We start from the raw sequence: 21,402 nt of genomic DNA, 5'->3' as shown, positions 1-21,402 counted from the left end.
GGGCCCTCCGGAGGGTCTCGTCGAACGTCGAAAGAGATGCATTTCGGCGTGACGACCCGCGAGGGGCGACAACAGTGATCAGTCAGCAGAAGGCGAGAAGTACTGCGCGCCCCTACGCGGCCGTCGGGACGAGACGGCCGGGCGCCCTGGGCCTCGACCGGCCCGAGGCATCGGGATCGCGCTGCGGCAGGAAGGCCGTGCGCTGCTCGCGATCACGGATCGCGGTGCGTATTCGGTGCGGCGGCACGGGCCGCACGAGCCGCGCGGCAGCGGCGAGGGCCGCGGTGCCCACGGCGACGGTGGCCGCGAGGGCGACCACCACGGCGCCCAGCCCGCCCTCCCCGGCGAACAGCCCGAGGAGTCCCCCGAGCAGCACGAGCGGGAGCAGCAGGGCGAGGGCCCGCGAGGTCCGCGCGAACAGGGCGTAGGACAGCAGGCGGCCGTCGTCGTGTCGTTGCCGAGCCATACGGACCTCCCCCTCTCCACTCCCGCGCACGAACTCTCGTACGACATCGATGGTAACCGCGCCCACCGGCAGATCCATCGGCCGGAAGTATCGAGGTCAGGAAGACTTGAGTAGGGTCCCCCAGACCACCAGCCGGTACTTCGAGCTGTACTCGGGCGTGCAGGTGGTGAGCGTGATGTACGCCCCGGGCTCGCTGTACCCCTGGTCCGGTTTCACCACGCTGCGCGGCACGGGCGCGATCACCCCGGTGTCCCGCTCGGTGGTCTCGCCCAGGACCTTCCCGACCACGTACGTGAACCGGCGCCCGCGCACGTCGACGATCAGCTCGTCGCCCGCCCGCAGCCGGTTCACGTACCGGAACGGCTCGCCGTGCGTGTTCCGGTGCCCGGCCAGCGCGAAGTTCCCCTGCGCCCCCGGCCCGGCGGTCCCCGGGTACTGCCCGGCGTAGCCCTTGTCCAGGACGGCCCGCTTGTCCACGCCCTGCGCGACGGGCACGACGAGCCCGAGGCGCGGGATGCGCAGCACGGCGTACGCCCGGTCCCGCTCGGAAGGCCCGCCGGGCCCGCCGGCCCCGGCGGCGGGCCGGGCGGCCCGGGTCGCCGCGGGCGCCGCCCCGGAATCCGCCGCCCCGGAATCCGCCGGCCCGCTCGGCTCCGACCCCGCCGCCGGAACGCCAACGCCACCGACCCCCGCCCCGGCCCCGCCACCGGCCCCCGCCCCGGAACCACGGTCGGGACCATCACCCCAGGACCGCTCCAGCGCCCGGACCTGCTCCTGCGCACCGGCCGCGGCCTGCCGATTGGTCCACCACACCTGATGCACCACCAGCAACAGGACCACCACCCCCACGGTGACGATCAGCTCGGCGCCCGCCCACAACACCCCCGCGAGACCGGCCCGGCGCCCCCGCCGGCCGCTCCCCTGCACCACCACGGGTACGCGATCTCGCACGGGCGGCACCCTAAGTCCTCCCCCGCCAACTGACCAGCAGCAGTACGGTGTGAACCATGCGCCCCGACACGCCTGCCGAGCACATCGCCGAAGCCGAGCGCCTCATCCGCACGGCGACCCGCTACCCCGAGGACCAGGAGCCCTTGCTCCTCCAGGCCGCGGCCCACCTCGAACTGGCCGACGCACGCGACCGGGCGAGTGCCCTGTACGACCAACTCCTCTCCTCCTCGCCCGCCGACCCCCACCTGATCAAGGCCCTCCAGGCGGCGAACCTCTGGGAGTACGGCCACGAGGCGGAGGCGCGCGCCCTCATCACGGGCATCCGCGCCGCCTCGCCCAAGGACCCGGCGCCGTGGGAGGTCATCGCAGAAGCCCTGGAGGCCCACGACGAGTTGGAGGCCTCGCACGACTGCTTCACCGAGGCGGCCACCCTCCTCATCGCGGAGGACGATCCGCTGACCCCGGCCACCACCGCCCTCCTCACGGGCCGCCACCGCGTACGCCGCCTCCTCGGGCTCCCGCACGACGACTGGGACATGGTCGCGGACACCCGCCACATCGGCCCGATCCCCCTCGACGAGCTCCACGACCCGAAACGCATCTGGGCCCTGGGCTCCGACGACCCCGCCGAACTGCGCGCCGAGATCGCCCGCCTGCGCGCCGAACTGGGCGACCGCCGCGCGGCCCTCTCCCGCCCCTTCCCGGTGGCGATCCTGCACTGGCCGCAGCGCGAACTGTCAGAGCTGCTGACCAGCTACCCGACCCTCGCCTCCGAATACCCTTCGCACGAGGCCCACCTGCGGGAGATCGAAACCTCCCTGCGCGCCCTGGCCGCCTCGGGCACCACGAACCTGGGCATCGTCACGGCGAGCGTCCCCTCCTACGAGGCCTTCGCCGCATCGGAGAAGACCTCCCCGGCCTCCCCGTCCCTCCTGGCCGAATACGCCACGACCCTGGCGGCCCGCGGCAAGGCCACCCCGTGGCCCCCGACCCCCACGGCCTCCTGCTGGTGCGCGTCGGGCAAGCCGTACTCGGAGTGCCACGGGGGCTGAGAACGCAGTGCTCCTCAGCGGTCCGCCGCCGCGTAGGAGGCCGTGGCCACCGCGGCGGCGGCCGTGAAGACCGCCGGCCAGGCGCCGATCTTCTTCGCCAAGGGGTGCGATCCCGCGAACGCGGCGACGTAGGCCGCGCCGAGGAGGGCCGTCGTCGTCGGGGTCGTGCGGCGGTGCCATTCGCGGACCGCGACGGTGCCGGCGGCCGCGAGGACCACGCCGCCGAGCGGGCGTACGCCGGTCCAGCGGGCCGTGGCGTAGCCGCCGACCAGGCCGGCCGCCGCTAGTGCCGAGGTGGGAATCTGCGCCATCGTGGAGTCCTCCAGCCGTTCGAACGTCTCCGGACGAGGCTAACGCGCGCGCCGCACGAAGCGGCGCGCGGTCGTCACGCCCAGGACCACGACGGCTCCACCGAGGACGCCGGGCGGGACGGTGTCCTGGACGGCGCGGGGCAGGACGGCGATGACGCCCAGGGTGATGAAGAACGCCACGGCGCACGCGGCGAGGCCGACCAGGGCTTTGCGCAGGAGAGAGCTGGACACACGGGTTCAACGCCGGGCCCGGGGGCGGCGATACGGGCGGGCCGGGCCACCGTACGGAAGTCGGATTTGTCGCACACCCTCCGGATCCGCGCAGGCGCCCTCCGTGGAACCTCCCCGGCGTAGATTCACTCTCCTACACGGGCGATACGACCCAACCCGCCCAAGCCGGCCCAAGGAGCTGCAAACGTGATCTGTTACGGACCGGCCGTGCTGGACCTCTCGGACGAACTGGCCGACGCCTACAGCGAAGTGTTCTCCGCGCCCCCTTGGAACGAGGACGAAGAAACCATTCGCCAGTTCTCCCTACGGCTCCAGGCCGACAGCCGCCGCGCCGGTTTCCGTACCGCGTTCGCGCAGTCACCCGCGGGCATCGACGGCTTCGCCACCGGCTGGCTGACCCCCAAGACCTTCCCCCGCGACCGCGGCTACGGGCAGGTCTCCGCGCAGCTCGGCCGGCAGCGCGTCCGGGAACTCCTCATCGGCGCCCTGGAGATCGACGAGCTCGCCGTACGCCCGCACGCCCGTGGGACCGGCACCGGACGCGCCCTCCTCGCCGAGATCACCGCCGACGCCCCCGACGAGCGCGCCTGGCTGCTGACCGCCCGGATGGCCACCGACACCGTCGCCACCTACCGGCGCCTCGGCTGGCACGAGGTCACCCCCCTGCCCGGCACGCAGAACGGCGTCGTCGTCTTCCTCGCCCCGAACCACCCCTCGGCCTGAGCATCGGGCACGCCCCACCGGGCATACCCGGGGCATGATCACTCACGGCACTTCCCTCGCCCGCCTGGCCCAGCGGCAGCTCAACATGGCCACCTACCACCAGCTCACGCAGGCCGGGATCCCGGCCGCCACCATCAGCGGCCGCAGCCGTAGCGGAGGCCCCTGGCAGCGGCTCCTGCCACGGGTGTACCTCCTACAGACCGGCCCGCCCGACGCCAAACAGCAGGCGCTCTCCGCCGTCCTGTACGCCGCCCACCCCGCGGCCGATCCGCTCTCCGGGTCCACCGCCGCACTCACCGGCGGCGCCGCGCTCGCCCTCCTGGGCATCCGCGACGCCCCGCCCGAACCGCTGGACGTCCTCGTCCGCGCCCCGCGCTCGCCGGCCGCCACCGGCCGGGTCCGGCCCTGCTCCACCTCGCGCTGGCCCGCCACCCTCCACGTCCGCGGCGTCCCCAGCGCCCGCCCGATCCGGGCCGCCGCCGACTTCGCGGCCCGCACGGACGATGCCGACGCCGACCTGGTGCGCTCCGTACTGGCCAACGTCGTCCAGGGCGGCTGGTGCCACCCGCGCGACCTGCACGCCGAACTGCGCGCGGCCCGCGTCCGCGGCCGCCCCGCCGTACGGGCCGCGGCCGCGGAGCTGGTCGCCGGCGTCCGCTCGATCGCCGAGGGCCGCGCACGCGACGCCCTGGCGGCGACCGACCTCCCGGCCCCGCTCTGGAACGCCCGCCTCCACGACCCGGACGGGGCCTTCCTCGCCAGCCCGGACGCGTACTGGCCCGAGGAGGGCGTGGCCCTGGAGATCGACTCCGCGGAGTACCACTACACGCGCGACGCCTGGCAGGCCACCCTGCACCGGCGGCTGCGCCTGGAGTCCCGGGGCGTCCTGGTGGCCAGCACGACCCCCGGGATCCTGCGCGACAGACCGGCGGACGTGATCGCCGCCCTGCGCGCCCTCCTGGTACTGGGCGCCGCCCGCCCCGCGCCCCCGCAGGTCACCACCCGCGGACACGCCCAGCTGGAACTGCCGCTCCCGCCGCCCTACGCCCCGAAGGCACGGGACACCGTATAGATCAGCAGGCCCGCCAGGGCGCCGACCACCGTGCCGTTGATTCGGATGAACTGCAGGTCACGGCCGATGTGGGCCTCGATCTTGCGGGAGGTGTGCTCGGCGTCCCAGCCCGCCACCGTGTCCGTGATCAGCGAGGTGATCTCGGTCCGGTAGGTGGTGACGACGTAGACGACCGCGCCCTCGATCCATCCCTCGACCTTCGCCTGCAGGCGGCCGTCGGTGGCCAGCCGCGCACCGAAGGAGATCAGCGAGGCGCGGACCCGCAGGCGCAGCTCGCTCTGCTCGTCCTCCGCCGCCGAGATGATCATCGACCGGATCGCCGACCAGGCGGAGGCGATGACGTCCTGGACCTCGTCGCGCGCCAGGATCTCGGACTTGAGCCGCTCCACCTTCGCGCGGGTCTCCGTGTCCGACTGGAGATCGGCCGCGAAGTCCGTCAGGAAGCGGTCCACCGCCCCGCGCGCCGGATGCTCGGGCATGTCCCGCATCTCCGTGACGAAGCGCAGCAGCTCCTTGTAGACGCGCTCGCCCACCTTGCGGTCCACGAACCGCGGGGTCCAGCCCGGAGCGCCGCCCTGGACCGCGTCCGTGATCGAGGCCCCGTGCGTGACGAGCCAGTCGTGGGCCTTGGCGCAGATGAGGTCGACGGCGCGGCGGTGGCCGCCGTCCTCGACCACCCGCCCCAGGGTCTTGCCGATGCCCGGCGCGATCTCGGCGGTCTCGGCGCGCCGGGTGATGGCCTCGCCCACGACGGCCTGCACGTCGGAGTCGCGCAGCACGGTGAGCGCGCCGCGCAGGGCGGCCGCAAGCTCGGCCGTGACCCGGTCGGCGTGCTCGGGCTCGGCGAGCCAGGAACCGAGCCGGCCGCCGATGCCGAGGGCGTGGAGCCGGGCCCGGACCACGTCGGCGGAGAGGAAGTTCTCCCCGACGAACTCGCCCAGGGTGACGCCGAGCTGGTCCTTCTTGGTCGGGATGATCGCGGTGTGCGGGATGGGCAGGCCGAGCGGGCGCCGGAAGAGGGCGGTCACGGCGAACCAGTCCGCGAGCGCGCCGACCATGCCGGCCTCGGCCGCGGCGGCGACGTACGCGGCCCAGCCGCCCGCGCCCCAGGCGTGCTGGGCGTACTTGGCCAGTACGTAGACCAGCGCGACCAGGATCAGCAGCCCGGTCGCGGTGGCCTTCATCCGGCGGACCCCGCGGCGGCGCTCCTCGTCGGCGGCGCTGAACACGAACGCGCCGCGGGTGGGTGGCGGTGGTGCGGTACCTCCGGTGGTGCTGCGGTTCTCCACGTGCTCCTGCCTTCCCCCGGGGGCGCCGGTTTTGTCTGCATAGCATCCGACTCCTGGGCGGGACGAGGAGTTCCCGCCACGCCAGTCCGCTCCCGCGGGGGCGACGATGACAACCCGGGGCGCGGCCCCGGGTACCCCTGCCCTACGGGCCGGTCCGCTCCCGCGGGTGGTCAGTGATAGCCCGGGGTACGCGCCCGGGCGGGTCCGGGTCGTGCTGTGGGCCGGGATCCGGGCGTGGTGCGGGCCGGTGCGCGGGGCCGGACAGGGGTATCTCCTCGGCTCGGCGCGTGCGGGTATGTCTCGGCAGTACCCAGCGGTCGCGCGCTCGTCCTGCGGGGACACCCCTCACCGTCCCCGCTCCCCACGCGTCGGGGCGGCTTCGGGGCCACTGTCGGAGCCTTGCCGTGGGGTGGGGACACGGTGGAGTGTCCCCGCAGGACGAGCGCGCACCACCGAGCACCACCGCGACGTGCCGCACCGCGCGAGCCGAGGAGACATTCCGGCGGGGCACCGCCCCACACCACCCAGCCCCGCCGGCGCTTGAGGCGCGGGGTCCGGGGCAGAGCCCCGGCACCACCGACCGGCCGGAGCCGAACCGCAACCCCGGCGGGAGCCGAACCGCGGAACCCCTACAGCTCCTTGCGGAGCGACGGGCCGCCCAAGGGACGCTTGCGCTTCTTGACCTTGATCTCCACGCCGCCCCAGAAGGCGAATCCCGTCACGACCACCCGCGGCGCACCCGGCTCCCACGGGCCCGGGGTGTCGCGCTGGTCGAAGGCGCCCATGAAGCCGAAGCCCCGGACGTCCACTTCCACCCCCGGCGGCACCGTGATCTCGATGCCGCCCATGATCGCGACGCAGTTGATCACCACCTCGCGCTGCGCGAAGTCCGCCTCGCGAAGGTCCAGTTCCCCGCCGCCCCAGAACGCCACCGCGTCGAACCGCGCCGGCACCGTCCACCGGCCCTTGCGCTGGAAGCCCGACATGACCGCGACGGCCATCGCCGAGCTGCCCCCGCCGCCGATCCGGCCCGTCCAGGGCTCGGCCGCCGCCGTCGGCGGAGCCACCGGCCCGCCCAGCGGCCCGCCCGCCGGCGCCGGCAGGTCCCGCGTCAGCGGCTCCAGTTCCGCGTACGTCCGCGACTTGTACGCCGCGTCGAGCCGCTCCTCGAACTCGTCCATGTCGAGCCGGCCCTCGGCGACGGCGTCCCGTAGACGCTCCACCACCCGGTCCCGGTCGGCGTCCGACGCCCTCAGCTCCGGCAACGGCTTCTCCGGCCGCTCGTCACTCATGCGGACCAGACTATGCAGGGTTGTCGGGGAGTTGTATGGCTGAGCCCCTGAGATCGCCCCCGGATTCTCCCCGGCTTTCCCCTGATGCGAAGGGGCGGGGGCCGCGGGGACCTCGGGGAAACGTCAGCCGCGGCCCGCGTACATCCGCGCGATCACGTCCTCGATGTCCGGCTCCCGCACCGACAGGTCCACCAGCGGGTAGTCCGCCGCCACCGCCGCCACCAGCGGCGCCGCCGACGCCCCCGCCGGGAACGCCAGCCACTGCCGCGGCCCCTCCACCTTCACCACCCGCGCCCCCGCCACACTGATCGGCGCGAGCTCCCGCTCCAGGTCCACCACCAGCGTGCGCTCGCTCTCACCCGCCGCCCCCGCCGCGTGCAGCCCGCCCAACGGCCCGTCGTACATCAACCGCCCGTGGTCGATCACCATCACCCGCTCGCACAGCTGCTCGATGTCCTGGAGGTCGTGCGTGGTGAGCAGCACGGTCGTACCGAGTTCCTCGTTCAACTGCCGCAGGAAGCCCCGTACCTTCGCCTTGCTCACCACGTCGAGCCCGATCGTCGGCTCGTCCAGGTACAGCACCTCCGGATCGTGCAGCAGCGCCGCCGCGATGTCCCCGCGCATCCGCTGCCCCAGCGACAACTGCCGTACCGGTACGTCGAGCAGCTCGGCCAGGTCGAGCCGTTCCACGCAGCGCTCCAGGTTCTCCTCGAACCGCGCCCTCGGCACCCGGTACAGCCGCCGCATCAGCCCGTACGAGTCCTTCAGCGGGAGGTCCCACCACAGCGTCGTGCGCTGTCCGAACACCACCCCGATCCGGTGCGCGAGCCGCATCCGCTCCCGCGCCGGGTCGATGCCCGCGACCCGCAGCCGGCCGCCGCTCGGGGTCAGGATGCCGGTCAGCATCTTGATCGTGGTCGACTTCCCGGCGCCGTTGGGCCCGATGTAGCCGACCACCTCGCCCCGGGCGACCTCGAAGCTGATCCCGTCCACCGCCCTGACCTGGCGTTTCTCCCGGCGCATCAGGCTCACACGGCGCCGTACGTCAAAGACCTTCTCGACCCCGTCCAGCGAGATCAGCGCATCCGCCACAGCTCTAGCTCCCCGTGCTTCGGTACGAACGACCTCCCGCGCGCCACGCCAGCGACGCGGGCAGGAACACCACGAAGGCCACCAGCGGGCTCAGGTACGCGACCCACCCGGGCAGGCCCAGCGGATCGGGCCGCCCCAACACGTACAGCGCCGGCAGCCAGTTGACGAAGGCCAGCGGGACGATGAAGGTCACCCCGCGCAGCAGGTCCTTCGCGAAGACCGTCGGCGGGTACTGCAGCATCGTGCAGCCGCCGTAGGTGAAGGAGTTCTGCACCTCGGCCGCGTCCCCGGACACGAACTGGAAGGCCGCCCCGGCCACCATCACGGCCCCGAAGATGGCCGCCCCGGCGAGCACCATCACGGGCACCAGCAGCACCTTCCCGACCGTCCAGTCCACGTCCAGGGTCCAGACCGCCCAGCCCATCACCCCGACGCCCTGCCCGATCCGGCCCAGCCGGCGCAGCGCGAACCGGTCCGCCGCGACCTGCGCCAGCACCGGGACCGGCCGCACCAGCATCGTGTCGAGCGAACCGTCTCGGATCCGGGCGCCGATCCGGTCGGTGTTCCCCAGCAGCAGGTCCGCCAGGCCCAGGGAGGCCGAGCAGGACCCGTACAGCAGGGCGATCTCGGGCAGCACGAAACCGCCGAGGGCGTCCACGTGGGAGAACATGATGTAGATCGCGACGAAGTCCAGGAGCGTGATCGCCGCCTGCCCGAAGGTCGTCAGGACGAAGGACGTCCGGTACGTCATCGTGGAGCGGATCCACATGCCCACGATCAGCCGGTAGCCGCGCAGCCCCTCCAGCATCGGGCCGCGCCGCCCCGTCCCGGCCGCCGCGGCATCGCGCGCCCCCTCCCGGCCCGGCTCCCGCTCCCGCGCCCGTGCCCGGTCGGGCGCGCGCGCCGGTACCGCCTCCAGCTCGGCCTCGGCCTCAGCCACCCTGGACCACCACCTTCCGCGTCGCGGCCGACTGCAACAGCCGCCCCGTGCCCAGCAGTACGAGCGCCCACCCGGCCTGGAAGCCCAGCGCCGCGGCCGCGCCCCCGGCCCCCGCGTGCTCGCCCAGCAGGACGTCCATCGGCACCTGCAGCATCGCCGCCCACGGCAGGATCCGCACCAACTCGCCGAACCCTCCCGGGAAGACGGTCAGCGGCAGCAGCATCCCGGAGAAGAAGATCGAGGCGACGGTGGCCATGACGTTGATCCCCGCCCCGTCCATCAGCCAGAAGGCCACCAAACCCACCATGTAGCGCAGCGCGAAGCTCACCACCAGTGCCAGCAGGACGGACACCAGGAACAGCAGCCACCGCACCGGATCGACGGGCAGCGCTAGCGGGAACGCGAGCGCCCCCGCCACCAGCGGCAGCACCCCGCGGCCCAGCAACTGGAAGCCCGCCCGGCCCAGATCGGCCGCGAGCCACCACAGCTGGAGGTCGGCGGGCCGGTAGAGGTCGACCGCGACGTCGCCCGTCCGGATCCGCTCCTGGAGCTCCTCCTGGAAGCCGCCGCCGATCAGGGCGGCTGCGGCGAGCAGCGATTGGCTCACCCAGACGAAGGTCAGCGCCTGCGCCTGGTCGTAGCCGCCGAGTCCGGGCCGCTCGTCCCACAGCGCGATGTACGTGTACGCGACGATGAACCCGAACACGGTGTTGGTGAACACCCCGGCTGCGGTCGCCGTCCCGTAGGTGGCGTAGCGCCTGAATCCGCCCGCCGCGACCGCCGGGTAGAGACCCGCCGCCCGAAGCGCTCCGTTCTGCACTCTCCGGCGCACCGTATCCCTCCGTTTCCCACGTCGTTCCTACGTCGGCCAAAGCGCGCGAGCTTAGTACGGAGGGGCGAGCCACGCGACCGATTTATGCCCGTCCGGGGCGGAATCAGTGGCCATCGGGTAGACAGCATGAGGTACAGAAGTGGATGTTTTGAACGGCGTCGAGGAGTCCTGGAGATGAGCGACCAGTCACCACCCCCGGGCTGGACCCCTCGTGACCCCGACACCCCGCCCGAGGTACCGCAGCCGCGGGCAGAACCGCCGACCCCGCAGCAGGCGCAGCAGGCACGGCAGGCACAGCAGCCTCCGCACCAGGGCGGCGGACCGGGGAAGAAGGCCCGGCGCAGGAGAACCGGCTGGCGCCGCTTCCTGCCCACCTGGCGCATGGTCCTCGGCGGCATCCTGTTCATCGCCCTGTTGATCGGCGGCGCCCTCGTGGCCGGCTACCTGCTGGTCGACATCCCGCCGGCCAACGCCGCCGCCACGGCGCAGTCCAACGTCTACCTCTACTCCGACGGCTCCCAGATCGCCCGCGACGGCGAGGTCAACCGCGTCAACGTGCCGCTGTCGCAGATCCCCCGGACCGTGCAGGAGGCCGTACTGGCCGCCGAGGACCGGGACTTCTACTCCGAACGGGCGGTCGACCCCAAGGCGATGCTCCGCGCCGCCTGGAACACCGCGACCGGCAAGGGCACCCAGTCCGGTTCGACCATCACCCAGCAGTACGTCAAGAACTACTACTTGGGCCAGGAACAGACGATCAAACGAAAGGTCAAAGAGTTCTTCATTGCGATCAAACTCGGTCGCGAGAAGTCGAAGAACTACATCCTCGAGGGCTACCTGAACACCAGCTACTTCGGCCGCAACGCCTACGGCATCCAGGCCGCCGCCCAGGCCTACTACGGCAAGGACGTGGGCAAACTCACCACCGCCGAGGGCGCCTACCTCGCCACCCTCCTCAACTCCCCCAGCGCCTTCGACGTCGTCTCCCACCCCCAGAGCCGCCCCCGCGCCCTCGCCCGCTGGAACTACGTACTCGACGGCATGGTCAAGAAGGGATGGCTGACCCCCGCCGAACGCGCGGCGACGCAGTTCCCCGAACCGGGCAAGGTCCGCGCGGCCGCCGGGCTCTCCGGCCAGCGCGGCTACCTCGTCGAAGCGATCAAGGACTACATCGTCGACAACGAGATCCTCGACGACAAGACCCTCGCCGAAGGCGGCTACCGCATCACCACCACCCTCGACAAACGCCGCCAGAGCGCCCTCGTCGGCGCCGTCAACGACCAGATGGTCAGCAAGCTCGAACCCGACAAGCGCAAGGCCGACCGGCTGGTCCGGGCCGGCGGGGTCTCCATCGACCCGGCCACCGGCAAGGTCCTCGCCATGTACGGCGGCATCGACTACACCAAGCAGTACGTGAACAACGCGACCCGCCACGACTACCAGGTCGCCTCCACCTTCAAGCCCTTCGTCTTCGCCGCCGCCGTCGAGAACGACTCCCGCACCCAGGACGGCCGCCGGATCACCCCGAACACGATCTACAACGGCGACAACAAACGCCCGGTCGTCGGCGGCCGCATCCGCTTCGCCCCCGAGAACGAGGGCCAGGTCTCCTACGGGAACATCAGCGTCAACACCGCCACCGACCTCTCCGTCAACGCCGTGTACGCACAGATGGCGGTCGACGTCGGCACCGCCAAGGTCAAGAAGACCGCCATCGACCTCGGGATCCCCGAGAACACCCCCAACTTCGTACCCGGCCCGGCCATGGCCCTCGGCACCCTGCAGGCCAGCGTCCTGGACATGACCCAGGCCTACGCCACCCTCGCCGACCACGGCCGACGCACCCCCTACACCTTCCTGGAAAGGATCACCAAAGGCGGCGCCACCATCGGCCTCCCCCAGCGCGCCCCCACCCAGGCCATCAGCCGCGAAGCCGCCGACACCACCACGTCCATGCTGGTCAGCGTCGTGGACAACGGCACCGGCACGGCCGCCCTCGCCGCCGGCCACCCGGCCGCGGGCAAGACCGGCACCGGCGAACTCGACCGCTCGGCCTGGTTCGCGGCCTACACCCCGGACCTGGTCACCGTGATCTCCATGATGGGCCAGGACCCGGACACCGGAACCCTGGAATCCCTCTACGGCGCCCTCGGCGAGGCCCGCATCGGCGGCGGCGGCTACCCCGCCCGGATCTGGGCCGCGTACACCAAGACCGCCCTGGAAGGCACCGACCCCGTCGACTTCGACCTGGAACTCCAGCCCGGCGCCGCCCCGCCCCCGCCGCCACCCAGCCCGGAATCCAACCCGCCGCAGGAGACCCCCGGCGAACCCTCGCCCAGCGCCCCCGAGCGCCCCACCCGACCCTCGCCGTCGAACCCGACGGGCGGCCGCAACCAGGGCGGCCAGAACAACGGGGGCCAGAACCAGGGCGGCCAGGACAACGGCGGCCCGGCGAACGGAGGCCAGGACAACGGCGGCCAAGACAACGGCGGCACCACCCAGGGCGGCGGCGACCAGGGCGGCACCACCCAGGGCACGCAAGGCAGCACCCAGGGCAGTGCGCAGGGCAGCGACGGAGGCCCCGCAGAAGGCCTGCGCCCGCCGTCGGCGTTCCTGGAATAGGAGGGAGGTCCAGCGGAGGGGGGGCGGTCAGTGACCGGAGGTCGCCTTCAGCCCCACCACGGCGACCAGCAGCAGACAGATGAAGAAGATCCGGGCGGCGGTCACGGGCTCACCCAGCACCGCCATGCCGAGCACGGCCGCGCCGGCGGCGCCGATGCCCACCCACACCCCGTACGCCGTACCGATGGGCAGGGTCTTCGCGGCGTACGACAGCAGCACCATGCTCGCGACGATCCCGGCACCCGTGAACACACTCGGCCACAGCCGGGTGAAACCTTCGGTGAACTTCATGCCGATCGACCAGCCGACTTCGAGCAGACCGGCGACGAGAAGCAGAACCCATGCCATGACGGCACCTCCGAGACGACGAACGGTACGGGGTGCGTCGTCTTGTCGTACCCGGTACGGCGCGTCTCGTCGGGGTTCTCCCCCACCGTAGCAAAAGGCCGCGAAAAGGGCCGGTGACCTGGGCCACCAGCCCTCGTTCAGCGCCTCAGAGGTACAGCCCCGTGGAGTCGTCCGACCCCTCCAGCCGCTCCGCGGCCACGGCGTGCAGGTCCCGCTCGCGCATCAGCACGTACGTCGCACCGCGCACCTCGACCTCGGCACGGTCCTCGGGGTCGTACAGCACCCGGTCACCGGGCTCGACCGTCCGGACGTTCTGCCCGACCGCGACCACCTCGGCCCAGGCCAGCCGCTTGCCCACCGCGGCCGTCGCAGGAATCAGGATGCCGCCGCCCGAGCGCCGCTCGCCCTCCGGCAGATCGGACTTCACGAGCACGCGGTCGTGCAGCATGCGAATGGGCAGCTTGTCGTGGGTGGTGTTCTCGCTCACGCCCCGAACCTACCTGCCCGCGCCCGTCCCGTACCGCTCAGGGTCATCCGCGCTTGCGGCGCGCCGACACCACGAACAGACCGACCAGGCTCACCGCGACCAGCGCGACGGGCACGATCCGGTCGACGCGCGGAGCCCCGTCGTCGTGGCGCAGACCGTCCCGCAGATCCGTCACGAGCCGGTTCACCGCGGCGAAGGCCCGCCCGGCGGTCTGGTCGACGGACGAGGCGACCCGTGCCTTCGCGTCCCCGATGATCGTCTTCGGGTGCATGCGCACGCCGATCTCGTCGAGCGTCTCGGCGAGCTGCTCACGGCGGCGGACGATATCCGCCTCGATCTGTGCGGGGGTCCTGGCTTCCGGCACCGCGCTGCCTCCGTCGTCGTGGTCGTGTGGGGCGTAGTCCGCCATGAACAGTCTGTCAGCTTAGTCTCATGGCATACCGATCCCCTCCCGAGGAGAGTGTCACGATGAGCGAGCGACTCCAGCCGGGCGACACCGCCCCCGCCTTCACCCTGCCCGATGCGGACGGCAACGAGGTCTCGCTCGCCGACCACAAGGGCCGCAAGGTGATCGTCTACTTCTACCCGTCCGCGCTGACCCCGGGCTGCACGAAGCAGGCCTGCGACTTCACGGACAACCTGGCCTTCCTGACGGGACACGGCTACGACGTCATCGGCGTGTCCCCGGACAAGCCGGAGAAGCTGGCGAAGTTCCGCGAGAAGGAGGACCTGAAGGTCACCCTGGTCAGCGACCCGGAGAAGGAGACGCTGACGGCGTACGGCGCGTACGGCGAGAAGAAGCTGTACGGCAAGACGGTCACCGGGGTCATCCGCTCCACGGTGGTCGTCGACGAGGAGGGCAAGGTCGAGCACGCCTTCTACAACGTCAAGGCCACGGGCCACGTAGCCAAGATCATCAAAGACCTGGGCCTCTGACCCCCGCCCCGACTTCCGAACGGGCCCGCACCACCCGGTGCGGGCCGTTCCGTTTATCGGACGTAACCCCCCGCATTCCGGTCCGTTAATCCGTACGAGGCCACGAACGCGCGGCCGGAACGGAGGGGGCCGGGATGCCGATCAGCCCGTACACGAAGGAACGCCTGGCGGAGGCGGCGCGCACGTCGCGCACGCTGTCCGAGGCACTGGAGAAGCTGGGGGTCGACCCGAAGGGCGGCTCGCGGCGCTATCTGCACGACCGCATGCGGAAGCTGGGCGTGGACACGTCACACTTCGAGCGGCCGGCCGCCGTCAAGTGGACGAAGGAAATCCTGGCGGCGGCGGTCGCGGACTCGACGAACATGTGCCAGGTTCTGCGGCATCTCGGCCTGGAGGTCGTGGGTGGCCACCACACGCACATCAGCAGGAGGGTCAAGGCGTTCGACATAGACACCTCCCATTTCCAGCTGCCCTCTCCTGCCGGACGTCCCAAGACCCGGCGCAGCCCGGAGAGCCTTCTGGTCAAGCAGCACGGACCGGACGCCCGGCGCATGCAGAGCGAGCACCTGAAACGGGCACTGGCCGCGCTGGGAGTGCCTGAGGCGTGCCGGATGTGCGGCACGCCGCCGACCTGGCGGGGCCATCCGCTACCGCTGGAAGTGGACCACGTGGACGGCGACTGGCGGAACAACCTGCCCGAGAACCTGCGGCTGCTCTGCCCCAACTGCCACTCGACCACAGATACCTACCGCGGTCGCGCGAAGGGGCGCCGCCGATGAGCAGCGGAGAAGAACGCCGCACGCGCGAACGCCGGTACCACGGGCGCCGCGACACGCCGGACGGAGAGGCGCTACGTGAGGCGGTCTCGGCGTCGCACTCGCTGGCGGAGGTCCTCCGGCGCCTGGGCCACGCCCGGTCCGGGACCCATCGCAAGGCGTTGAAGCAGCGGATAGCCGAGGAGGGCCTATCCACATCCCACTTCCTCGGGCAAGCACATCAGCGTGGCAAACCGGGGACCGTGCCGATGAAGCCCGCGTCGGACATCCTGATCAAGCATGACGGCAAGCGGCGGACACGCACACACCTGCTGCGGCGGGCGCTTCGCGAGGTGGGGGTTCCGGAGCTCTGCGACACGTGCGGAACGCCGCCCGAGTGGGGCGGGCGATCCATGACGTTGGAGATCGACCACGTGAACGGCGACTGGAGCGACGACCGCCAGGAGAATCTGCGCCTGCTGTGCCCCAACTGCCACGCGATCACCAACACCTGGTGCCGGGGAGGTGTGCGCGGCCACTGAATCCGCTCCCGTACATGGCCTGACGCGCAGTACAGTGTGTCTGGCGCGCGCCCGTACGCCAACGGCTGAGCGGTGGCCTTTAGGTGGCCATGTATGTCGGTTCGAATCCGACCGGGCGTACCCAGTGCAACGAGGCCTGGCCTCCCGAGTCCCGGGAAGCCAGGCCTCGTTGCGTCAGCCCAGGAGGGCGCGGACGAAGGGGACCAGGGCGCGGAAGGCCTGGCCGCGGTGGGAGATGGCGTTCTTCTCCGCCGGGGTCAGTTCCGCGCACGTGCGGGTGTCGCCCTGCGGCTGGAGGATCGGGTCGTAGCCGAAGCCGCCGGTGCCGGACGGGGTGTGGCGGAGGGTGCCGAGGAGGCGGCCCTCGACGACGCGTTCCGTGCCGTCCGGGAGGGCCAGGGCCGCCGCGCACGCGAAGTGGGCCCCGCGGTTCTCGTCGGCGATGTCGCCGAGCTGGGCCAGCAGCAGGTCCAGGTTGGCCTTGTCGTCGCCGTGGGTGCCGGCCCAGCGGGCCGAGAAGATGCCGGGGGCGCCGTGCAGGACGTCCACGCAGAGGCCGGAGTCGTCGGCGACCGCCGGCAGGCCGGTGGCGCGGGCCAGGGCGTGGGCCTTGAGGAGGGCGTTCTCGGCGAAGGTGACGCCGGTTTCCTTGACGTCCGGGATCTCGGGGTACGCGTCCGCGCCGACCAGCTCGTGCGGCAGGCCGGCGTCGGACAGGATCGCGCGGAGTTCGGAGACTTTGCCCGCGTTGCGGGTGGCCAGGATGAGGCGGCTGGGCGTCGAGGTCATGCCCCCATTATCCGGGCTATCCGGGGGTGCAGACCTTGGAGAGCTCGCTCGCGGCGTCCGCGATCGGCTTGATGTCCGGGGCGGTGTTGCCGCTCTCGATCGAGGCGCGGACGTTCTTGACGGCCGTGTTCATCGAGTCGATGGCCTTGCCCAGGTCGGCGTTGTCCGTCTGGTCGCCGATCTTCTTCAGGTTCGACTCGATCTGGTTGAGCGCGTTCTGGGCGTCCTGGGGGCTGTTGCCCGCCTGGGAGACGGCTTGCTGGAGGTCGTTCGCGCCGTCCGTGATGGCCACGGCCGTGTTCGCACAGTCCATCGCCGTGGAGATCGCGTCGCAGGCGGACAGGGCCGGGACGGTGAGTACGGCGGCCACGGCTACGGCCGCTATGCGGAGCTTCATGCGGTTCTCCCCCTGAGGGCTTGGACGCTACGAGGACGGGCGCACGGCTTCGAGACCGTGCGCCCGTATCTTCCTGGACGCCGGGACGGGCCCGGCGGTTGCCGCTTACAGCTCGAGCGCGCCCCGCTGGATGGCTTCCAGGTCCGCGCAGCCGCCGGCGGCGAGGTCGAGGAGGGCGTTCAGTTCCTTGCGGTCGAAGGGCTCGCCCTCGGCGGTGCCCTGGACCTCGACGAAGCGGCCGTCGCCGGTGCAGACCACGTTCATGTCGGTCTCGGCGCGCACGTCCTCCTCGTAGCAGAGGTCGAGGAGCGGGACGCCGTCGACGATGCCGACGCTGACGGCGGCGACGGTGCCGGTGAGCGGCTTGCGGCCGGCCTTGATGAACTTCTTCTTCTGGCCCCAGGCGACGGCGTCGGCCAGGGCGACGTAGGCGCCGGTGATGGCGGCGGTGCGGGTGCCGCCGTCGGCCTGGAGGACGTCGCAGTCCAGGACGATGGTGTTCTCGCCGAGGGCCTTGTAGTCGATGACGGCGCGCAGGGAGCGGCCGATCAGGCGGGAGATCTCGTGGGTGCGGCCGCCGATCTTGCCGCGGACGGATTCGCGGTCGCCGCGGGTGTTGGTGGAGCGGGGCAGCATCGAGTACTCGGAGGTGACCCAGCCTTCGCCGCTGCCCTTGCGCCAGCGCGGGACGCCTTCGGTGAAGGAGGCGGTGCAGAAGACCTTGGTGTCTCCGAAGGAGACGAGGACGGAGCCCTCGGCGTGCTTGCTCCATCCGCGTTCGATGGTGACCGGGCGGAGCTGTTCGGGCGTACGGCCGTCAATGCGAGACATGGCTCCGAGCCTAGTCCCTGCCCGCCCGGGCCCGTGCCGCTGTGCGAAGACCCCGTCCGGGGCTTCCGGGACGGGGTCTGCTGGGACCTGGCTAGTGGGTCCGGATCACATCATGTCTTCGATGTCGGCGGCGATCGGGTCGGCGTCGGTGCCGATGACGACCTGGATCGCGGTGCCCATCTTGACGACGCCGTGGGCGCCGGCGGCCTTGAGCGCGGCTTCGTCGACCAGGTCCGGGTTGATGACCTCGGTGCGCAGGCGGGTGATGCAGCCCTCGACCTCTTCGATGTTCTCGATGCCGCCGAGCCCGGCGACGATCTTCTCAGCCTTGGTGGCCATGTGTTTCTCCCTGAGTGTTTCGAAGAACGAGTCTCGGCGGCCAGTACGTGGCTACCCACCTGCACGGTCCGCTTCGTCACGGTAACGCACGGTTGGCCCATCTATGCAGGCACATGACCGGCCTCTGCCGAATGATGACGATCAGCAGCAACCTGCCCACAACTGGTCTACACCAGTGTGCCGCAAGTGTTGCGGCAGCCAAAACGGGCCGGTCAGGGAGGACGCCGATGAGCGTGAGCAGCTCCAAAGCAGCGCCACAACCGAGTTGGCGGAACAAGCTGTTCCAGGGGCTGCAGAAGATGGGGCGGAGCCTTCAGCTCCCCATCGCCGTACTGCCCGCGGCGGGCATCCTGTTGCGACTGGGTCAGCCGGACGTCTTCGGCGCGGACGGCCTGCAGTGGACGGACGTCGCCAAGGTGATGGCGGGCGCGGGCGGGGCGCTGCTCGACCCCGACCTCGGCCTGCCGCTCCTCTTCTGCATCGGCGTCGCCATCGGCATGGCGAAGAAGGCGGACGGCTCGACCGCCCTCGCGGCCACGGCGGGGTTCCTCGTCTACCGGGGGGTGCTGCACGCGTTCCAGAAGGCCTGCCCGGTGGGGACCAAGGACATCGGGGGCGGCTGCCTGGGGCCGAACGACACCTTCGTGGCGTACACGTACCAGAATCCCGGGGTCTTCGGCGGCATCATCATGGGGCTGCTGGCGGCCTACTTCTGGCAGCGGTACCACCGGGTGAAGTTGGTGGACTGGCTCGGCTTCTTCAACGGCCGGCGGCTGGTCCCGATCATCATGTCCTTCGTCGCGATCGCCTTCGCCGCGCTCTGCCTGTGGGTCTGGCCGCCGGTCGGGGACGCGCTGGAGAGCTTCTCCGACTGGCTGCGCGGGCTCGGCGCCTGGGGCGGCGGCATCTTCGGCGTCGCGAACCGCGCGCTGCTGGTGATCGGTCTGCACCAGTTCCTGAACGTGCCGGTCTGGTTCCAGTTCGGGTCGTACACGGCGCCGGACGGGAAGACGTACCACGGCGACATCAACATGTTCCTGCACGGCGACCCGACGGCGGGCCTGTTCCTGACCGGCTTCTTCCCGATCATGATGTTCGCGCTGCCGGCGGCGGCGCTGGCGATCACGCACTGCGCGAAGCCGCAGCGGCGCAAGGAGGTCGGCGGTCTGATGCTGTCGGTGGCGCTGACCTCGTTCGTCACCGGGATCACCGAGCCGCTGGAGTACTCCTTCCTCTTCGTCGCGCCCGCCCTGTACGCGGTGCACGCGGTGCTGACGGGTGCGTCCATGGCGGTGTCGTGGGGGTTGGGCGTCAAGGACGGCTTCAGCTTCTCGGCGGGCTTGATCGACTACGTCATCAACTGGAACCTGGCGACGAAGCCCTGGCTGATCGTTCCGATCGGCCTGTGCTTCGCGCTCGTCTACTACGTGGTGTTCCGCTTCGCGATCACGAAGTTCGACCTCGCGACGCCCGGCCGGGAGTCGGACGAGGAGATCGCGGCGATGGAGTCGGAGACCACCAAGGCCTGAGACCGGCCCCGGCAGGGTTACCGAACGGTCCGTCAAGGGCCCCCGGATCACGATCCGGGGGCCCTTCGATATACCCCCGGGAGTGTGATCCAGGCCACAGGAAATCGAAGGTTCCTTATCTATCCCTCACCGTGTTACAACTGGTCTACACCACAATTGGTGTAGACCACGAGGGCCTGTCCGAGCCCGCGTACCCCCGTATCTGAGACGTCGCCGTCCCCCGTTTCCCTCTGGCGTCGCCTTGCCCACTGGAGGAAGTTGTGTCCACGGCTACCGCCCCCTCGGCGGAAAAGAAGAAGGGCGCTGGCGTGATGGCCGTCATGCAGCGCATCGGCCGGAGCCTGATGCTCCCCGTTGCCGTGCTGCCTGCCGGCGCGCTCCTGCTCCGCCTGGGCGCGGGTGACATGCTCGGCGACGCCGACGTCTTCCCCACGTTCGTCACCAAGATCGCCGGCTATATGGCCGCGGGTGGTGGCGCCATCCTCGAGAACATGGCGCTGCTGTTCGCCGTGGGCATCGCCATCGGCTTCGCCAAGAAGTCGGACGGCTCCACCGCGCTGGCCGCCGTGACCGGTTACCTGGTCTTCAAGAAGGTCCTCGCCACCTTCACCGACGGCAACCTGCCGCAGGTCGAGAAGGTCATCGACCACAAGGTCGCCCTGGTGGACGCCACGGTCGACGCGGGTGTCCTCGGCGGTGTCGTGATGGGCATCATCACGGCCCTGCTCTACCAGAAGTTCTACCGGACCAAGCTGCCGGACTGGGCGGGCTTCTTCGGTGGTCGCCGCCTCGTCCCGATCCTGTCCGCCCTCGCCGGTCTGCTCGCCGGCATCGTCTTCGGTCTCATCTGGCCGGTCCTCGGTACGGGTCTGCACAACTTCGGTGAGTGGCTCGTCGGTTCCGGTTCCGTCGGCGCGGGCATCTTCGGTGTCGCCAACCGTGCGCTCATCCCGATCGGCATGCACCACCTGCTGAACTCCTTCCCGTGGTTCCAGGCCGGCTCCTTCGACACCCCGACCGGCGCCGTCCACGGTGACATCGGCCGCTTCCTCGCCGGTGACCCGACCGCCGGACAGTTCATGACCGGCTTCTTCCCGATCATGATGTTCGCCCTCCCGGCGGCCTGCCTCGCGATCGTCCACTGCGCCCGCCCCGAGCGCCGCAAGGTCGTCGGCGGCATGATGCTCTCCCTCGCGCTCACCTCCTTCGTCACCGGTGTGACCGAGCCGATCGAGTTCACCTTCATGTTCATCGCCCCGGTGCTGTACGCGATCCACGCGGTGCTGACCGGTATCTCCCTGGCCCTGACCTGGGCCCTGGGCATGCGCGACGGCTTCGGCTTCTCGGCCGGCCTCGTCGACTTCCTGCTGAACCTGGGCATCGCGGAGAAGCCCTGGATGCTGGCGGGCGTCGGTCTCTGCTTCGCAGTGGTCTACTACGTCGTCTTCCGCTTCGCGATCGTCAAGTTCAACCTCCCCACCCCGGGCCGCGAGTCCGACGAGGAGCTCGCGGAGCTGCTGAAGGCCGAGGCCAAGTAAGCGGTTCCGTACGGACGAAGGAGCCCCCGCTCTCCCGG

24 protein-coding genes, 1 tRNA gene, 1 pseudogene and 1 riboswitch are annotated in these 21,402 nt (G+C 71.2%); of the genes and pseudogenes, 10 read left to right on the top strand and 16 right to left on the bottom strand.

The window, feature by feature from the left end:
• Positions 1-112: 112 nt before the first annotated feature.
• Together OG386_RS27225 and OG386_RS27220 are read right to left on the bottom strand one after the other, a co-directional pair.
• Positions 113-466: a DUF6412 domain-containing protein gene (locus OG386_RS27225; RefSeq protein WP_328790286.1), complete on the bottom strand. Its 354-nt coding sequence runs from the start codon at positions 464-466 to the stop codon at positions 113-115.
• A gap of 96 nt (positions 467-562) precedes the next feature.
• Complete coding sequence (locus OG386_RS27220) at positions 563-1,417, bottom strand: class E sortase (protein WP_328790285.1); 855 nt, start codon at positions 1,415-1,417, stop codon at positions 563-565.
• A gap of 56 nt (positions 1,418-1,473) precedes the next feature.
• Between OG386_RS27220 and OG386_RS27215 the strand changes: the two genes are divergently transcribed.
• Positions 1,474-2,469 (top strand): SEC-C metal-binding domain-containing protein, encoded by a 996-nt coding sequence (locus OG386_RS27215; protein WP_327385229.1) that lies wholly within the window; start codon positions 1,474-1,476, stop codon positions 2,467-2,469.
• A gap of 14 nt (positions 2,470-2,483) precedes the next feature.
• Here OG386_RS27215 and OG386_RS27210 read toward each other — a convergent pair whose 3' ends face one another.
• Positions 2,484-2,780, bottom strand: coding sequence for a hypothetical protein (locus tag OG386_RS27210; protein ID WP_327385228.1), 297 nt, complete (start codon positions 2,778-2,780; stop codon positions 2,484-2,486).
• A gap of 39 nt (positions 2,781-2,819) precedes the next feature.
• Positions 2,820-3,011 carry a hypothetical protein gene (locus OG386_RS27205; protein WP_327385227.1) on the bottom strand — a complete coding sequence of 64 codons (192 nt, stop codon included), beginning with the start codon at positions 3,009-3,011 and terminating at the stop codon, positions 2,820-2,822.
• 186 nt (positions 3,012-3,197) lie between these two features.
• Here OG386_RS27205 and OG386_RS27200 point away from each other — a divergent pair, with 186 nt between their 5' ends.
• The gene (locus OG386_RS27200) at positions 3,198-3,734 is read left to right on the top strand and encodes a GNAT family N-acetyltransferase (RefSeq protein ID WP_266596036.1); all 537 of its coding nucleotides are present in this window, start codon (positions 3,198-3,200) and stop codon (positions 3,732-3,734) included.
• A 34-nt stretch (positions 3,735-3,768) separates the two neighbouring features.
• On the top strand, positions 3,769-4,806 hold the full coding sequence (locus OG386_RS27195) for a hypothetical protein (RefSeq protein ID WP_328790284.1): 1,038 nt from the start codon (positions 3,769-3,771) through the stop codon (positions 4,804-4,806).
• Here OG386_RS27195 and OG386_RS27190 read toward each other — a convergent pair.
• From OG386_RS27190 to OG386_RS27170, 5 genes are all read right to left on the bottom strand, one after another.
• Positions 4,776-6,095 (bottom strand): DUF445 domain-containing protein, encoded by a 1,320-nt coding sequence (locus OG386_RS27190; protein WP_443053203.1) that lies wholly within the window; start codon positions 6,093-6,095, stop codon positions 4,776-4,778. The genes OG386_RS27195 and OG386_RS27190 overlap by 31 nt on opposite strands.
• A gap of 629 nt (positions 6,096-6,724) precedes the next feature.
• Positions 6,725-7,387, bottom strand: a complete 663-nt coding sequence (locus tag OG386_RS27185; protein WP_328790283.1) for a DUF1707 SHOCT-like domain-containing protein — start codon at positions 7,385-7,387, stop codon at positions 6,725-6,727.
• Between the two features lie 123 nt (positions 7,388-7,510).
• On the bottom strand, positions 7,511-8,479 hold the full coding sequence (locus OG386_RS27180; protein ID WP_327385221.1) for an ABC transporter ATP-binding protein: 969 nt from the start codon (positions 8,477-8,479) through the stop codon (positions 7,511-7,513).
• 4 nt (positions 8,480-8,483) lie between these two features.
• A complete protein-coding gene (locus tag OG386_RS27175; RefSeq protein ID WP_328793375.1) occupies positions 8,484-9,287 on the bottom strand; it encodes an ABC transporter permease in 804 nt (267 codons plus the stop codon).
• A gap of 124 nt (positions 9,288-9,411) precedes the next feature.
• The gene (locus OG386_RS27170) at positions 9,412-10,239 is read right to left on the bottom strand and encodes an ABC transporter permease (protein ID WP_328790282.1); all 828 of its coding nucleotides are present in this window, start codon (positions 10,237-10,239) and stop codon (positions 9,412-9,414) included.
• 186 nt (positions 10,240-10,425) lie between these two features.
• Between OG386_RS27170 and OG386_RS27165 the strand changes: the two genes are divergently transcribed.
• Positions 10,426-12,873, top strand: a complete 2,448-nt coding sequence (locus OG386_RS27165; RefSeq protein WP_328790281.1) for a transglycosylase domain-containing protein — start codon at positions 10,426-10,428, stop codon at positions 12,871-12,873.
• Between the two features lie 27 nt (positions 12,874-12,900).
• On the opposite strand, the gene OG386_RS27160 is transcribed toward OG386_RS27165, so the two are convergent.
• From OG386_RS27160 to OG386_RS27150, 3 genes are all read right to left on the bottom strand, one after another.
• Complete coding sequence (locus OG386_RS27160; protein WP_030158619.1) at positions 12,901-13,221, bottom strand: DMT family transporter; 321 nt, start codon at positions 13,219-13,221, stop codon at positions 12,901-12,903.
• A 31-nt stretch (positions 13,222-13,252) separates the two neighbouring features.
• Positions 13,253-13,323: riboswitch (guanidine-III (ykkC-III) riboswitch) on the bottom strand.
• Positions 13,324-13,366: 43 nt separating this feature from the next.
• Positions 13,367-13,708: a GroES family chaperonin gene (locus tag OG386_RS27155; RefSeq protein WP_030852162.1), complete on the bottom strand. Its 342-nt coding sequence runs from the start codon at positions 13,706-13,708 to the stop codon at positions 13,367-13,369.
• A gap of 43 nt (positions 13,709-13,751) precedes the next feature.
• Positions 13,752-14,072, bottom strand: coding sequence for a DUF3618 domain-containing protein (locus OG386_RS27150; protein ID WP_327388609.1), 321 nt, complete (start codon positions 14,070-14,072; stop codon positions 13,752-13,754).
• 104 nt (positions 14,073-14,176) lie between these two features.
• Between OG386_RS27150 and bcp the strand changes: the two genes are divergently transcribed.
• From bcp to OG386_RS27130, 4 genes are all read left to right on the top strand, one after another.
• Positions 14,177-14,644, top strand: a complete 468-nt coding sequence (gene bcp, locus OG386_RS27145; RefSeq protein ID WP_328790280.1) for a thioredoxin-dependent thiol peroxidase — start codon at positions 14,177-14,179, stop codon at positions 14,642-14,644.
• Positions 14,645-14,778: 134 nt separating this feature from the next.
• The gene (locus tag OG386_RS27140; protein WP_328790279.1) at positions 14,779-15,423 is read left to right on the top strand and encodes an HNH endonuclease signature motif containing protein; all 645 of its coding nucleotides are present in this window, start codon (positions 14,779-14,781) and stop codon (positions 15,421-15,423) included.
• A complete protein-coding gene (locus OG386_RS27135) occupies positions 15,420-15,941 on the top strand; it encodes an HNH endonuclease (RefSeq protein WP_328790278.1) in 522 nt (173 codons plus the stop codon). The genes OG386_RS27140 and OG386_RS27135 overlap by 4 nt, the downstream gene beginning before the upstream one ends.
• A 47-nt stretch (positions 15,942-15,988) precedes the next feature.
• Positions 15,989-16,061: transfer RNA gene (locus OG386_RS27130), tRNA-Leu, on the top strand.
• 54 nt (positions 16,062-16,115) lie between these two features.
• Here the strand turns inward: OG386_RS27130 and rdgB are convergent.
• From rdgB to OG386_RS27110, 4 genes and pseudogenes are all read right to left on the bottom strand, one after another.
• Positions 16,116-16,730, bottom strand: coding sequence for an RdgB/HAM1 family non-canonical purine NTP pyrophosphatase (gene rdgB / locus OG386_RS27125; protein WP_030009030.1), 615 nt, complete (start codon positions 16,728-16,730; stop codon positions 16,116-16,118).
• Between the two features lie 16 nt (positions 16,731-16,746).
• Entirely contained in the window at positions 16,747-17,127 is a 381-nt protein-coding gene (locus OG386_RS27120; RefSeq protein WP_030009029.1) for a hypothetical protein, read from the bottom strand.
• 105 nt (positions 17,128-17,232) lie between these two features.
• Positions 17,233-17,958, bottom strand: a complete 726-nt coding sequence (gene rph, locus OG386_RS27115) for a ribonuclease PH (RefSeq protein ID WP_030009028.1) — start codon at positions 17,956-17,958, stop codon at positions 17,233-17,235.
• Positions 17,959-18,063: 105 nt separating this feature from the next.
• Positions 18,064-18,306, bottom strand: a pseudogene (locus tag OG386_RS27110) (glucose PTS transporter subunit EIIB); the annotation flags it as partial.
• Between the two features lie 218 nt (positions 18,307-18,524).
• Here OG386_RS27110 and OG386_RS27105 point away from each other — a divergent pair.
• The gene (locus OG386_RS27105) at positions 18,525-19,826 is read left to right on the top strand and encodes a PTS transporter subunit EIIC (protein WP_328790277.1); all 1,302 of its coding nucleotides are present in this window, start codon (positions 18,525-18,527) and stop codon (positions 19,824-19,826) included.
• 260 nt (positions 19,827-20,086) lie between these two features.
• Positions 20,087-21,364 (top strand): PTS transporter subunit EIIC, encoded by a 1,278-nt coding sequence (locus OG386_RS27100; RefSeq protein ID WP_384839542.1) that lies wholly within the window; start codon positions 20,087-20,089, stop codon positions 21,362-21,364.
• Positions 21,365-21,402 lie beyond the last annotated feature (38 nt).

Source organism: Streptomyces sp. NBC_00273, assembly GCF_036178145.1.
Taxonomy (GTDB): Bacteria; Actinomycetota; Actinomycetes; order Streptomycetales; family Streptomycetaceae; genus Streptomyces.
This window is presented reverse-complemented; position numbering and strand designations above follow the sequence as displayed.

Excerpts from the sequence above, each read along its gene's own strand:
- OG386_RS27185 (WP_328790283.1), bottom strand. The coding sequence starts at position 7,387 with ATGAGTGACGAGCGGCCGGAGAAGCCGTTGCCGGAGCTGAGGGCGTCG.
- OG386_RS27210 (WP_327385228.1), bottom strand. The coding sequence starts at position 2,780 with ATGGCGCAGATTCCCACCTCGGCACTAGCGGCGGCCGGCCTGGTCGGC.
- OG386_RS27225 (WP_328790286.1), bottom strand. The coding sequence starts at position 466 with ATGGCTCGGCAACGACACGACGACGGCCGCCTGCTGTCCTACGCCCTG.
- OG386_RS27165 (WP_328790281.1), top strand. The coding sequence starts at position 10,426 with ATGAGCGACCAGTCACCACCCCCGGGCTGGACCCCTCGTGACCCCGAC.
- OG386_RS27215 (WP_327385229.1), top strand. The coding sequence starts at position 1,474 with ATGCGCCCCGACACGCCTGCCGAGCACATCGCCGAAGCCGAGCGCCTC.
- OG386_RS27160 (WP_030158619.1), bottom strand. The coding sequence starts at position 13,221 with ATGGCATGGGTTCTGCTTCTCGTCGCCGGTCTGCTCGAAGTCGGCTGG.
- rdgB (WP_030009030.1), bottom strand. The coding sequence starts at position 16,730 with ATGACCTCGACGCCCAGCCGCCTCATCCTGGCCACCCGCAACGCGGGC.
- OG386_RS27105 (WP_328790277.1), top strand. The coding sequence starts at position 18,525 with ATGAGCGTGAGCAGCTCCAAAGCAGCGCCACAACCGAGTTGGCGGAAC.
- OG386_RS27195 (WP_328790284.1), top strand. The coding sequence starts at position 3,769 with ATGATCACTCACGGCACTTCCCTCGCCCGCCTGGCCCAGCGGCAGCTC.
- bcp (WP_328790280.1), top strand. The coding sequence starts at position 14,177 with ATGAGCGAGCGACTCCAGCCGGGCGACACCGCCCCCGCCTTCACCCTG.
- rph (WP_030009028.1), bottom strand. The coding sequence starts at position 17,958 with ATGTCTCGCATTGACGGCCGTACGCCCGAACAGCTCCGCCCGGTCACC.
- OG386_RS27120 (WP_030009029.1), bottom strand. The coding sequence starts at position 17,127 with ATGAAGCTCCGCATAGCGGCCGTAGCCGTGGCCGCCGTACTCACCGTC.
- OG386_RS27175 (WP_328793375.1), bottom strand. The coding sequence starts at position 9,287 with ATGCTGGAGGGGCTGCGCGGCTACCGGCTGATCGTGGGCATGTGGATC.
- OG386_RS27135 (WP_328790278.1), top strand. The coding sequence starts at position 15,420 with ATGAGCAGCGGAGAAGAACGCCGCACGCGCGAACGCCGGTACCACGGG.
- OG386_RS27140 (WP_328790279.1), top strand. The coding sequence starts at position 14,779 with ATGCCGATCAGCCCGTACACGAAGGAACGCCTGGCGGAGGCGGCGCGC.